Source organism: Aliiroseovarius lamellibrachiae (assembly GCF_018599245.1).
Taxonomy (GTDB): domain Bacteria; phylum Pseudomonadota; class Alphaproteobacteria; order Rhodobacterales; family Rhodobacteraceae; genus Aliiroseovarius; species Aliiroseovarius lamellibrachiae.
Window position 1 is genome coordinate 170006 of the sequence record NZ_JAHEVJ010000002.1, and the last position, 12844, is coordinate 182849.

Annotated in this window: 10 protein-coding genes; 4 read left to right on the forward strand and 6 right to left on the reverse strand. The window is 58.4% G+C overall.

Annotated elements, in window-relative coordinates; genetic code table 11:
- The first annotated feature begins 155 nt into the window (after window positions 1-155).
- Together KKW20_RS04250 and KKW20_RS04255 are read left to right on the forward strand one after the other, a co-directional pair.
- Entirely contained in the window at window positions 156-875 is a 720-nt protein-coding gene (locus KKW20_RS04250; RefSeq protein WP_214566361.1) for a response regulator, read from the forward strand.
- A gap of 312 nt (window positions 876-1187) precedes the next feature.
- Entirely contained in the window at window positions 1188-1379 is a 192-nt protein-coding gene (locus KKW20_RS04255; protein ID WP_214566362.1) for a hypothetical protein, read from the forward strand.
- Window positions 1380-1471: 92 nt separating this feature from the next.
- Here KKW20_RS04255 and aspS read toward each other — a convergent pair whose 3' ends face one another.
- A complete protein-coding gene (gene aspS / locus KKW20_RS04260; RefSeq protein WP_214566923.1) occupies window positions 1472-3322 on the reverse strand; it encodes an aspartate--tRNA ligase in 1851 nt (616 codons plus the stop codon).
- 270 nt (window positions 3323-3592) lie between these two features.
- Here aspS and KKW20_RS04265 point away from each other — a divergent pair, with 270 nt between their 5' ends.
- Window positions 3593-4546, forward strand: coding sequence for a phosphatase PAP2 family protein (locus tag KKW20_RS04265; protein ID WP_214566364.1), 954 nt, complete (start codon window positions 3593-3595; stop codon window positions 4544-4546).
- On the opposite strand, the gene KKW20_RS04270 is transcribed toward KKW20_RS04265, so the two are convergent.
- Both KKW20_RS04270 and KKW20_RS04275 read right to left on the reverse strand, forming a co-directional pair.
- On the reverse strand, window positions 4530-5177 hold the full coding sequence (locus KKW20_RS04270) for an aminotransferase class IV family protein (RefSeq protein WP_214566366.1): 648 nt from the start codon (window positions 5175-5177) through the stop codon (window positions 4530-4532). The two genes, KKW20_RS04265 and KKW20_RS04270, sit on opposite strands and share 17 nt — an antisense overlap.
- Complete coding sequence (locus KKW20_RS04275) at window positions 5132-6256, reverse strand: aminodeoxychorismate synthase component I (RefSeq protein ID WP_214566368.1); 1125 nt, start codon at window positions 6254-6256, stop codon at window positions 5132-5134. The genes KKW20_RS04270 and KKW20_RS04275 overlap by 46 nt, the downstream gene beginning before the upstream one ends.
- A 226-nt stretch (window positions 6257-6482) precedes the next feature.
- On the opposite strand from KKW20_RS04275, the gene carB reads away from it, so the two are divergent.
- Window positions 6483-9713: a carbamoyl-phosphate synthase large subunit gene (gene carB / locus KKW20_RS04280; RefSeq protein WP_214566373.1), complete on the forward strand. Its 3231-nt coding sequence runs from the start codon at window positions 6483-6485 to the stop codon at window positions 9711-9713.
- A 202-nt stretch (window positions 9714-9915) separates the two neighbouring features.
- Here carB and KKW20_RS04285 read toward each other — a convergent pair whose 3' ends face one another.
- The 3 genes from KKW20_RS04285 to KKW20_RS04295 form a co-directional block, all read right to left on the reverse strand.
- Complete coding sequence (locus KKW20_RS04285) at window positions 9916-10593, reverse strand: hypothetical protein (RefSeq protein ID WP_214566374.1); 678 nt, start codon at window positions 10591-10593, stop codon at window positions 9916-9918.
- 96 nt (window positions 10594-10689) lie between these two features.
- Window positions 10690-12084, reverse strand: coding sequence for a 30S ribosomal protein S12 methylthiotransferase RimO (gene rimO, locus KKW20_RS04290; protein WP_214566375.1), 1395 nt, complete (start codon window positions 12082-12084; stop codon window positions 10690-10692).
- A gap of 137 nt (window positions 12085-12221) precedes the next feature.
- Window positions 12222-12803: a GcrA family cell cycle regulator gene (locus KKW20_RS04295; RefSeq protein WP_214566376.1), complete on the reverse strand. Its 582-nt coding sequence runs from the start codon at window positions 12801-12803 to the stop codon at window positions 12222-12224.
- Between the last annotated feature and the right edge of the window lie 41 nt (window positions 12804-12844).

Genomic DNA, 12844 nt, shown 5'->3' on the forward strand with positions numbered 1-12844 from the left:
CTTACATCTTGCGTTGCAGCCTTATGCCGCGTGCGCGCCGGTGGGGCAAGGGCGCCCATGCCGCAGGGGCTGGGCGGCGACACGGGGAAAGATGGGCGCGTTAACCTCTCGTTCACCCCTTTTCGGATTTAGTAGAGGGGAAAGGAATCGCTGCCATGAGTGATGATCTCGAACGTTTCTTAATGACACAGCCTGCCACCGCCGACCGGCCCCTGCAGGGCAAAACCGTGTTGGTGGTCGAAGACAGCCGATTTGCCTCTGAGGCGATCCGCCTGTTGTGCTTGCGATCAGGCGCCCGGATCAGGCGGGCAGATACCCTTGCCTCGGCGCATCGTCACCTGCGCGTCTATCGCCCGTCGATCGTGATTGTGGATATGGGCCTGCCCGATGGATCCGGTGCGGATCTGATCCGCGAATTGGCGGCAGAGGCCGCGCGCGTTCCGGTGATCCTTGCAATCAGCGGCGATGACGGCGCGCATAATCTCGCGATGAAAGCAGGGGCCGATGGCTTTATGACCAAGCCGCTGGAAAGCCTCGCGATTTTCCAAAAAACTGTGTTGGAGCTTTTGCCCGCTGGCGAAGGGCCCAAAGGCCCCCGAAAACTGCCCAGTGACATGATCGAGCCCGATGAAATGGCGCTTCAGGACGACCTGAGCCACATGGCTGAGATTATGAATGCGGAACCAAACCCACATGACATCGAATATATCGCACAATTTCTCGGCGGGGTCGCCTTGTCGGCCCATGACGAAAAACTAAAGGCCGCCGCCGAACAATTGGGCCGGACCGGACCTGCGGACAGCAATTTGCGCAGACGGTTTGATCGTGTTGCCGGGATGGTTAATGAACGCCTCGAGGAACGGCGCGCGCTTTAATGCATTTCGCAATCGGCCTGAATTCCCAGGCGCTACCTGAAATCAAGGTTTCAACGCGTTATCGGTGCCTCTTGCCGCAAATTGAACGCGAAAATGCTTTCGCCCCCCGCGCATTCGCTACGTGGAAAAGGTAGGCCTCGTGCCTGCCTTTTTTGCATTTGTCGTGTGGGTGTTTGATGCGCTTGCCGGCCTCCATTCCAATCCGGCCCGGAAATGTCGCTGCAGGTTCACATTTCCGCCCCAATCCCCCGGCAAATTACCCGAGACACAAGATTTTGGGCTGAGCGGGTGAATTTGAAAAGGATCTTAATGATGAAAGCTTTGCTGAAAAAATTTGCGGATGATGAGTTTGGAAATGCCGTGATTGATTGGACCGTGCTGATGGCCGGGACCGTGATGATGGCGATGGCGGTTGTGTTCACGATTACCAACAATGTCGACAACATCACCGATGACACAAATGAGCGGATCGAAATGGTCGGCTCTGAAATGGCAAATTCCTGATCCGCCTCAACGCCTCAGGCAACTTTGAATGATTGCACAAAAAATGCCCGAGGCGTCCCCCGGGCATTTTGCATTTTCAGCTGTGTGGCGCATCAGTCCTGCGGAATGACCCGCAGATGCAGCTCGCGCAATTGGTCGTTCATTGGCTCGCTTGGCGCGTTCATCATCAGATCTTCGGCGCGTTGGTTCATCGGGAACATCATCACTTCGCGAATGTTGTCCTGATCGGCCAAAAGCATCACAATCCGGTCCACACCTGCGGCACAGCCACCGTGGGGCGGGGCGCCGAATTGGAACGCATTGACCAGCGCCCCAAAGCGGTTTTCGACTTCGTCTTTGCCGTAACCTGCGATTTCAAACGCCTTGAACATGATCTCTGGTTTGTGGTTCCGGATCGCGCCGGACACCAGTTCATAGCCGTTACACGCAAGGTCATATTGATAGCCAAGCACCTCAAGCGGATCGCCATTCAGCGCATCCATCCCGCCCTGCGGCATGGAAAACGGGTTGTGCTCAAAGTCGATTTTTCCGGTTTCTTCGTCGGCTTCATAGATCGGGAAATCCACGATCCAGGCAAAGGCAAACCGGTCTTTGTCGGTCAGGCCCAGCTCGTTGCCGATCACGTCGCGCGCACGGCCCGCAACCTTTTCAAAGGCTTTTGGCTTGCCGCCCAAGAAGAACGCCGCGTCGCCCACGCCCAGACCCAATTGCTGGCGGATCGCTTCGGTGCGCTCTGGCCCGATGTTTTTGGCCAATGGACCGGCGGCTTCCATGCCCCCTTCCACTTCGCCCGATTTCAGCATCGCTTGTGCTTCTTTGACCTTGATCCCCAGCTCTTGCGCCACGGAATCGGCGGTTTTTTCGCGCCAGAAGATGTACCCCATGCCGGGCAGGCCTTCTTGCTGGGCGAATTTGTTCATCCGGTCACAGAATTTGCGCGAGCCGCCTTTCGGGGCGGGAATAGCGCGAATTTCAGTGCCTTCGTTTTCCAACAGCTTGGCAAAGATCGCAAAACCAGAGCCTGCGAAATGCTCTGACACCACCTGCATCTTGATCGGGTTGCGAAGGTCGGGCTTGTCCGAGCCATACCAAAGGGCCGCGTCACGATACGAGATTTGCGGCCAGTCGCTGTCAACTTTGCGCCCACCACCGAACTCTTCAAACACGCCTTGCAGCACCGGTTGAATGGTGTCGAACACATCTTGCTGGGTGACGAACGACATCTCAAGATCAAGCTGATAGAAGTCGGTGGGCGAGCGGTCCGCGCGGGGATCTTCGTCGCGGAAACAGGGCGCGATTTGGAAATATTTGTCAAAGCCCGCGACCATCATCAGCTGTTTGAACTGTTGTGGGGCTTGCGGCAGGGCATAGAACTTGCCCGGATGCAAACGTGACGGCACCAGAAAATCACGCGCGCCCTCGGGGGACGATGCGGTGATGATCGGCGTTTGATACTCGCGGAAATTTTGATCCCACATGCGTTTGCGCATCGACATCACAACGTCTGACCGCAGCTTCATGCTGTCTTGCATCTGTTCGCGCCGCAGGTCGAGGTAACGGTATTTCAGGCGGGTTTCTTCCGGGTATTCCTGATCGCCAAACACGATCAATGGCAATTCAGCCGAGGCCCCCAACACTTCCAACTCGCGCGCGAATACTTCGATTTCGCCGGTCGGAAGGTTTGAATTCACAAGGCTTTCGTCGCGCGCCATGACGGTGCCGTCAATGCGGATACACCATTCTGACCGGACCTTTTCCAGATCCGCAAACGCCGGGCTGTCGGCATCGGCAATCACCTGCGTGATGCCATAATGGTCGCGCAAATCGATGAACAAAACGCCACCATGATCTCGGACGCGATGCACCCAGCCCGACAGGCGCACGGTGTCACCCACATTGGATTTATTGAGTTCAGCACAGGTCTGGCTGCGATATTGGTGCATGGTCTGGCCCTTTGTCGGCAATAGCGTCTGGTGATGCGCGCAAATCGCGCGGCGTGTCATGTTTGCGCCCAATGCGCGCGGTTTGCGCATTAAAACGTGTCTGGGCCGATACACAAGGTTGCGCCGCACTTGTCAAGCGATGTGGGCGTTTTGGCCCTTGTGATGGCGCGGTTTGGGCCGCTGCACGCCGATATTTTCCAATTCACCCCAAGATCTTCAAATTTTTGCCCAATTGTTTCGCTAGCGATGTGGAAAATAATTGGGTCACTTATGCAACTTTGTCGCGCGTATATCTATGTTCTTTTGGCATTCGGCGGGGTGTTCCTTGTTGGAATGGGCCTGTTGAGCCGGGTGGATTTTTTGCCCGTTGTGTGGCGGCCAGATTTGGGCGCGGCCTGTCAGGCGCTTTTGCTGTGGGGCGCGCTGAAACTGGTGGCGCGTAAATTGGGGCGTCGTCCGTTTGCTTTGCGCATGGGCGAGGTCTTGGCCGAAGGGATTTTCCTGATTTACCTGATGGCGATCATCCTGCGCTTGTTGGATCACACCACCAAAACATTCGCACTGCCCCTGGCGGATCAGGCCTTGGCTGGGCTTGACCAAATGTTGGGCCTGTCATGGCTTGGCTATTTTGACTGGATCCATGCCCACCCCGCGTGGCATGGCGTGATGAAATGGGCTTATGATGCGATCAATTCCGCCACGGCGGCGGTTGTGTTGGGTTTGGTGGTGATCGGACAAGGCCCGCGTGCCAAAGCTTTTGTCGAAGCGTTTGTGATCTGCGCGTTGATTTCGATTGTGATCGGAAGCATGTTTCCCGCGCGTGCTGCGGTGGATTTCTGGGTGGCGGACCTTGCGTCTTACACGAATTTCACTTCGCCGCCCGGCGTCTATCACCTTGATGCGTTTGAAATGCTGCGCGCCCCCGATGGCCCAATTGTGATTGGAACCGAGCAATTGGTTGGTCTGGTCACTTTCCCATCGCTGCACACGGGCATTGCGGTTTTGATCATGCTGGCCGCGATGCGCACCTGGCTGTGGGTGCCCGCTTGGGCCTATGGTTTGGTGATGATCCCCTCGACCCCGATTTGGGGCGGGCATTACTTTGTCGACCTGATGGGCGGCACGGCGATGGCTGTCACAGTCTGGCTGTTTGTGAGGAAAAGCTTGGCGCCAAAGGCGGCGGCGGACCCGCTCCCGTTGGATGCGCTTACCCCAGCACAGTAAGCTCGGCCGCAATCTCCCCGCGCAGCGCGTTCATCAAGATCACCTTGGATGCGCCCCGCACATCGTCCAGCGTCAAAACCGCCTCTTCAACTCTGCCGTCATCCCGCACATGCTGCCGGTAGGTGCCGGGCAAACAGCCCGAGGACAGCGGCGGGGTCAGCCAGACGCCATCAATCAGAGCGGCAATATTGGTGATCGTGCCTTCGCAAACTTCGCCCCGTTCATTTAGGAACAGCCATTCATCCACGCCGTCAGGCAGGGCCGCGCGGGCACGATTATAAAGCGCGCGCTGGGTGGTTTTGTGGCGCAAAAATGGATCATCTGATTGCAAACGCGTCGGGTGGATCGCAATTCGCCACGGCGCGGTCGCGGCGGCAGGCAGGGGCGCGGTGGTCAGATCCAGCGTGCCGTCTTGGGCCAATGTCAATCGCACGCGTTGGGGGGCAGGTGTGTCAACTTCCGCCACAAGCGCACGCATATGCCCCGCATCAAAGGAAAAGCCCAATGCCTCTGCCGATCGCGCCATCCGCGCCACATGCAAATCCAACCGCGCCACACCACCTGAAGTAAGCGCAAAGGTCTCGATCAGTTGGGTTCCATCTGGAACGCTTGTGCAAATCGCGCTTTCCATAAGGCTTCCTCATATTCTGACGTGGCGGTGCTGTCCCAAACCACGCCGCCGCCCACATTCAACGTGGCCGCGCCATTTTCCACCATCAATGTGCGGATCGCGACGTTAAAACTCGCGGCTCCATCCGGGGCGGCCCAGCCGATGCTGCCACAATAGATGTCTCGCGCCGCAGGCTCCAAGTCGCGAATGATTTCCATCGCGCGAATTTTCGGCGCGCCGGTGATCGACCCGCAAGGAAAAAGCGCGCGCAGGATATCCGAGAGCGTTACGCCCTCGGCCAATTCCGCCGCCACGGTAGAGACCATTTGATGCACCGTCGCATAGCTTTCCACGCAGAAAAGTTCGGGTACATGCACCGATCCGGGGGTCGCCACGCGCGAGATGTCGTTGCGCAACAGATCCACAATCATCAGGTTTTCGGCGTTGTTCTTTTCATCGGACACCAGAAAATCACGGTTGGCGCGATCCAGAGTTGGGTCATCCGACCGGGGCTGGGTGCCTTTCATGGGTCGCGTTTCAATGCGCCCCCCCGCCGTGGTGCGAAAGAACAGCTCGGGCGAGCGGGACAGGATGTCTGGCCCGTCGTGATCGGTGATCAGCGCGCCGTGCAACACCGGCTGACGCGCGGCCAAAGCGGCATAAAGCGCCTTGGAGGCCCCATAGGTTTTGCAAGTGAGCGGAAAGGTCAGGTTGGCTTGGTAAATGTCACCGGCACCAATCGCATCATGCACCACGTCAAACGCCCGCGTGTATCGCGCCGCGTCCCAGCCGGGCTGTAATGGGCCAAGACCGGCATCTTCAACACTTTGCTTGGGGGCCTCTTCAGGGGCCTCATAAACGCCAAAGCGGATCAGCGGCAGACGGCGATCTTTGGGCATCAACGGGGCCAGGCGATCTTCCAATGCATAGCCCAGTTCATAGCTCGCGAACCCGGCCAGCCAATGCCCCGCCGCACGCGCACGGTCGAGCGCGTTTAATGCGCTGTCCACCTCGTGCGCCTCAACCGCCTCGATCACCTTTAGCGGGCGGGTAAACTGGCAGGCGCTGCCGGTTGGGCCTTGGTCAAAACGAATCTGCACCCTTTGATCCTTTGGGTTTGGCGGTGTGTTCGGTGGGCATGTATAGCCTGCGGGCGCACTGTTGAAGGGCCGAAAGCGCCACTTTGGCAAAGTTTTCCGATCCATGTCCCAATCCGTGCCCAATCCCCCTTGCGCTAAGGGCGCTGATGTCTATAACGCAGGACAATTTGCGCGCGTGGGGTTATGCCCGCGCGGTCATCCAGCCAGCCTGCCAATGGGGGACATCATGCCAAAAAGAACCGATATCAAATCCATCATGATCATCGGGGCGGGCCCCATCATTATTGGGCAAGCTTGTGAATTTGACTATTCCGGCGCCCAGGCCTGTAAAGCGCTGCGCGAAGAAGGCTACCGCGTCATCCTGGTGAACTCAAACCCAGCGACGATTATGACCGACCCGGACATGGCCGATGCGACCTATATCGAACCGATCACCGCCGAGGTTGTTGCCAAAATCATTGAGGCCGAACGCCCCGATGCGCTGTTGCCGACCATGGGCGGGCAAACGGGGTTGAACACCGCGTTGGAGCTTGACGATCTGGGGGTGCTGGAAAAGTTCAACGTCGAACTGATCGGCGCAAAACGTGACGCGATTGAAATGGCAGAAGATCGCAAATTGTTCCGCGAAGCGATGGATCGTCTGGGCATTGAAAACCCCCGCGCCACCATCGCCACCACGATGGAAGAATGCATGGAGGCGCTAGAGGATATCGGTCTGCCCGCGATCATTCGCCCGGCCTTTACCATGGGCGGCACCGGCGGCGGCGTGGCCTATAACAAAGAAGAATACATTCATTTCTGTGGCACCGGGCTGGACGCCTCGCCCGTCAATCAGATCCTGATCGACGAAAGCCTGTTGGGGTGGAAAGAATATGAGATGGAAGTGGTGCGTGACACCGCCGACAATGCGATCATTGTCTGTTCCATTGAAAATATCGACCCGATGGGCGTGCACACCGGCGACAGTATCACCGTGGCCCCGGCGCTGACGCTGACCGACAAAGAATACCAATTGATGCGCACCCATTCGATCAATGTGCTGCGCGAAATTGGCGTGGAAACCGGCGGGTCCAACGTGCAATGGGCGGTGAACCCAGCGGACGGCCGCATGGTTGTCATTGAAATGAACCCCCGCGTGTCGCGCTCGTCTGCGCTGGCGTCAAAAGCGACCGGTTTCCCGATTGCCAAGATCGCCGCGAAACTCGCCGTGGGCTATACGCTCGATGAGCTGGACAATGACATCACCAAGGTCACGCCGGCCAGCTTTGAACCGACCATCGACTATGTGGTCACCAAAATCCCGCGCTTTGCGTTTGAGAAATTCCCCGGATCAAAACCCGAACTCTCCACCGCGATGAAATCCGTGGGCGAGGTCATGTCGATCGGCCGCACCATTCACGAATCGCTGCAAAAAGCCTTGGCATCCCTAGAAACCGGCCTGACCGGATTTGATGAGATCGAGATCCCCGGCGCCCCCGAAGAGGCCGCGATCATCAAGGTCTTGTCCGAACAGCGTCCCGACCGGATCCTGAAAATCGCCCAAGCGATGCGCCACGGCATGACCAATGCAGAGATCCAGCGCGTCACCGCCTTTGACCCTTGGTTCCTGGACCGGATCCGCGAAATCATTGATGCGGAAAATGGCGTGAAAGAAAACGGTCTGCCCTCGGACGCGGCGGGCCTGCGCAAGCTTAAGATGCTTGGCTTTTCCGACGCCCGTCTGGCCAAATTGACCGGCTTTAAAGAGGTTGATGTGCGCGCCGCGCGCCGCAAGGCTGGCGTGAACGCGGTCTTTAAACGCATCGACACCTGTGCCGCGGAATTTGAGGCGCAAACCCCCTATATGTACTCCACCTATGAGGCCCCGATGATGGGCGAGGTGGAATGCGAAGCCCGGCCATCTGATCGCAAAAAAGTGGTCATTCTGGGTGGCGGTCCAAACCGGATCGGCCAAGGGATCGAGTTTGATTACTGCTGCTGTCACGCCTGTTTTGCGCTGACGGAACAGGGGTATGAGACCATCATGATCAACTGTAACCCCGAAACCGTGTCCACCGATTATGACACCTCGGACCGGTTGTATTTTGAACCGCTGACCTTTGAACACGTCATGGAAATCCTGCGCGTGGAACAGGAAAACGGCACTTTGCACGGGGTGATTGTTCAGTTCGGTGGGCAGACCCCGCTGAAGCTCGCAAATGATCTTGAGGATGCGGGCATCCCGATCCTTGGCACCACGCCTGACGCGATTGATCTGGCCGAAGACCGCGAGCGGTTCCAAGCGCTTGTGAACCAATTGGGCCTGAAGCAGCCGCACAATGGCATCGCGTCCACAGATGCAGAAGCTATGGAAATCGCTAAGGAAATTGGCTATCCGCTGGTGATCCGCCCGTCTTACGTTCTGGGGGGGCGTGCGATGGAAATTGTGCGCGACACACCACAATTGGAACGCTACATCGCCGAGGCGGTTGTGGTGTCGGGCGACAGCCCGGTCTTGCTCGATAGCTATTTGTCAGGCGCGATTGAGGTGGATGTTGACGCGATTTGTGACGGTGAAAACGTCCACGTCGCGGGCATCATGCAGCACATCGAAGAGGCCGGCGTGCATTCGGGCGACAGTGCCTGTTCCCTGCCGCCATACTCGCTGTCAAAAGAGATCATTCTTGAGCTGCGCAAACAGACCCACGCATTGGCCATCGGCCTGAATGTGGTGGGCCTGATGAACGTGCAGTTCGCGGTGAAAGAGGGTGAGATTTACCTGATCGAAGTGAACCCGCGTGCCTCGCGCACCGTGCCTTTTGTGGCCAAAGCGGTGCAAAGCCCCATCGCATCCATTGCGGCGCGGGTGATGGCGGGCGAAAAGCTTGACGCCTTTGATTTGGTCGACCCGGAAATCGACACCTACGCGGTGAAAGAGGCGGTGCTGCCCTTTGCCCGCTTCCCCGGCGTTGACACGTTGCTTGGGCCAGAAATGCGCTCAACAGGCGAGGTTATGGGCGCGGACAAAAGCTTTGCGATGGCCTTCCTGAAGGCGCAACTTGGCGCGGGGACAGTCCTGCCGACCACCGGCAAAGTGTTCCTGTCGATCAAGTCGTCGGACAAGACCGAACAGCTGGTTGATACCGCTAAGATCTTGAAAGACATGGGCTTTGCGATCATCGCCACCCATGGCACCGCGACCTTCCTTAAGGAAAATGGCGTTGAAGCCGAAGAGGTCAACAAGGTCTATGAACCGGGCCGAAATATCGTGGATCACATGAAAGATGGCGATATCCATCTGGTGATGAACACCACCGAAGGCGCCCAGTCGATCAATGACTCGCGCAAAATGCGCAACGTCGCCTTGATGGATAAGATCCCGTATTTCACCACCCTGGCCGCCAGCCACGCCGCCGCGCGTGCGATGAAAGCCCGTCTGGAACGCGAGATCGAGGTGCAACCGCTGCAAGCGGTGTAAACACGCCAACAACCAAAGAAAACGCCGCCTTATTGGGCGGCGTTTTTCGTTTCAGATACGTCTACTTGCACCGTAATTATGTGCCGGGCCGTTGGGGGTATCCTAAAGGCGTCCCATTTTGGGCGAGGCATCATCTGTCATCTAACGCATTGAAATTTTGATATCTTTTCGCATATGCGATTCCGGGCCGACGCGGCACGCTTTAGTCCACCGTGTCAGCCTGCCTTTGGGATGCTGGCTCACCCGACTGAGGCGCATCCAGATGGGCAAAGGGCCGGTTTGGACTGGGGGATTGGCTGACCAATCCCATCGCGACGCGGAACCAGCGCCAGCATTTGTCGGCCTCAGCTTCGGCGGCTTCCACGCGCCCAATCCCGGCAATGGCACGACCCAGATCAACAAAATGCTCCATCCGCAGGGTCCCCGCCTCAAGCTCGTGCCGCAGGCGCGCCACGGCGGCCAAAGCCTCATCCTGACAGTCGCGCTCAATCGGCGCGTTGCCAATTTCACTGGCGATGGAGTTCAGGAGCGCCCCCAGCCGGAACTGTTGATCCTCGGCCAATTGCGCGCCGGGGGTCGGGGTGTGGCGGGCCATTTGAATGCGCAGACCAACCAGAACCTGATCAATCTCATCGCGCAATTGATGCACATTGGCGGCGGTTTTTTCAATCGGTTGCGCGGGTTTGGTCAGCGGTTTCAACGCCTCAACCCCCAGCGCATCCGCGGCGGCCAGAACTTTGTTCACATAGGCCAATTGCGCCAAGGCCGGGTCACGCCCATCGCGGCGCACATCATCATCCAACGTCTGGCGAAATTCGCGTTCGAGTTGCAAAAACGCCAATTGGTCATCGGGGGGCAGATCCGGATAGGGGGGCTGCATATCGTGTCCTTACTCCTCCAGATCCTCACCTGTTCAGACTAGGCGCGTGGGGGAGGTGACGCAAGGGGGTTCTGCTTGGGGTTGCAAAAGGGGCGATCAGCGGCGCAATTGCCCCCACAAATCATACTCCCCAGCCTCATCCACCTCGACGCTGACAATCTCGCCGACGCGCAGCCCTTCGGTGCCTTCGTCGATAAACAGGTTCCCGTCGATTTCCGGTGCGTCCGCTTTGGTGCGGCAGGTGGCGATGCCGTCTTCGTCAATATCGTCGATGATCACGTCGATGGTGCTGCCGACTTTCGCCGCCAGTTTCGCCTCGGAAATCACCTGCGCCTTTTCCATGAACCGGTCCCAACGCTCTTGTTTGACCTCGGCGGGGACGTGATCCGGCAGGTCGTTTGAGCGCGCGCCGTCGACGTTTTCATATTGAAAACAGCCCACACGATCCAATTGCGCCTCGTCCATCCAATCCAGAAGCGTCTGGAATTCCGCCTCAGTCTCACCTGGATAGCCGACGATAAAGGTTGAACGCAGGGTGATGTCCGGGCAGGTCGCGCGCCACGCCGCGATCTCATCCAAGGTTTTGGACGCCGCTGCAGGCCGCGCCATGCGTTTCAATGTCTCGGGGTGCGCATGTTGGAACGGAATATCGAGATAGGGCAGGATCAGCCCCTCGGCCATCAGCGGGATAAGCTGGCGCACATGCGGATAGGGATAGACGTAATGCAGCCGCACCCAAAGGTCTTTGCCCGCGCCCAGATTGCCCAAATCGCGCGCCAAATCGGTAATATGCGCGCGGTGTCCACGGTCTTCGGCATGTTTGATGTCGACGCCGTAGGCCGAGGTGTCTTGGCTGATCACCAACAGCTCTTTCACACCCGCCTCCACCAGCTTTTCCGCCTCGCGTACAACCGCATGGGCCGGGCGTGACGCAAGCCGCCCACGCATGTCGGGGATGATGCAAAACTTGCACTTGTGGTTGCAGCCTTCCGAGATCTTCAGATAGCTGAAGTGGCGCGGGGTCAGTGACACGCCGGAGGCTGGCAACAGATCCACAAACGGGTCGGGCGAGGGCGGAACGGCGGTGTGCACCGCGTCCAACACCTGTTCATATTGATGCGGGCCGGTGACCGCCAAAACGCTGGGATGCGTGCCGCGAATATAGTCTTCTTCCGCGCCCAAACAGCCGGTGACAATCACCCGACCGTTCTCTGCCAGCGCCTCGCCAATGGCCTCAAGGCTTTCGGCTTTGGCTGAATCAAGAAACCCGCAGGTGTTCACGATCACCGCATCGGCGCCGGTGTAATCCGGGCTGATCGCATAGCCCTCGGCGCGCAGGCGCGTCAGGATCCGTTCGCTGTCGACCAACGCCTTGGGACAGCCCAAGCTGACCATGCCAATTTTCGGTTGGCCGGGTCGGGCGGGATCGGTGATCCGGGCCTTGGGGGCAAGATCGGGGCGAAGGCTTGGCGGGTTGGCTGAATGCGTCATGGCGGCGCGTATATCGGCTTTGCGTCAGGCGATAAAGGGGTTTCTGCACGCGGCCTTATCTGTACCGATTGCGTGTCGCGCATGAAAAAAGGCGCGTCGGTTGCCCACGCGCCTTTCTCAAATCTTTGTCGGTGTGCTTACCGTTTACGGTCGCGACGCGAGGACATGGGCTGGAACGCCACGCCCACATGCGCTTCGCAATAGGGTTTGCCTGCTTGCACGCCCAGACCGCAGAACCAGAACTCATCCGTGGCGGGGTCGCCGATGGGCCACTTACACGTCCGCTCGGTCAGTTCCATCAGGTTCAGCTTCTTCGCACCCTTTTCAACCTCACGCACCGAGGCAAGCGCCTCTGGGCTGATCTCATTGGCAGAAGGTTGCGGGGGCAGGGGTTGGCCTGCTGGAATGATCTGTTTGCGCGCAGGAATTGGCGCGGGCTTTGCCTCAACCGAAGCCGCCGGTGCGGCCTCTTTCTTGGGGGCGGGCTTGGGCTTTGGTGGTGCCTTGGGCTTGGCCGCGGCCGCCGCTTTGGGGGCTGCCTTTTCCTTGGCGGGCGCCTTTGTGCCGCTGGTCGCACGATTGGACAGGCCAAGACGGTGGACTTTGCCGATCACGGCGTTGCGGGTCACACCGCCAAGTTCTTTGGCGATGACAGAGGCCGATTGCCCCTCGCCCCACATTTTTTTAAGTACTTCAACGCGTTCGTCGGTCCAGGACATATATCTTCCCGTCTATTCGGTCTGGTTGGGCAAAAATGCCC

What these genes read in the sequence shown, in the direction of transcription:
- KKW20_RS04250 (WP_214566361.1), top strand. Translation starts at nt 156, where the DNA reads ATGAGTGATGATCTCGAACGTTTCTTAATGACACAGCCTGCCACCGCC.
- KKW20_RS04255 (WP_214566362.1), top strand. Translation starts at nt 1,188, where the DNA reads ATGAAAGCTTTGCTGAAAAAATTTGCGGATGATGAGTTTGGAAATGCC.
- aspS (WP_214566923.1), bottom strand. Translation starts at nt 3,322, where the DNA reads ATGCACCAATATCGCAGCCAGACCTGTGCTGAACTCAATAAATCCAAT.
- KKW20_RS04265 (WP_214566364.1), top strand. Translation starts at nt 3,593, where the DNA reads ATGCAACTTTGTCGCGCGTATATCTATGTTCTTTTGGCATTCGGCGGG.
- KKW20_RS04270 (WP_214566366.1), bottom strand. Translation starts at nt 5,177, where the DNA reads ATGGAAAGCGCGATTTGCACAAGCGTTCCAGATGGAACCCAACTGATC.
- carB (WP_214566373.1), top strand. Translation starts at nt 6,483, where the DNA reads ATGCCAAAAAGAACCGATATCAAATCCATCATGATCATCGGGGCGGGC.
- KKW20_RS04285 (WP_214566374.1), bottom strand. Translation starts at nt 10,593, where the DNA reads ATGCAGCCCCCCTATCCGGATCTGCCCCCCGATGACCAATTGGCGTTT.
- rimO (WP_214566375.1), bottom strand. Translation starts at nt 12,084, where the DNA reads ATGACGCATTCAGCCAACCCGCCAAGCCTTCGCCCCGATCTTGCCCCC.
- KKW20_RS04295 (WP_214566376.1), bottom strand. Translation starts at nt 12,803, where the DNA reads ATGTCCTGGACCGACGAACGCGTTGAAGTACTTAAAAAAATGTGGGGC.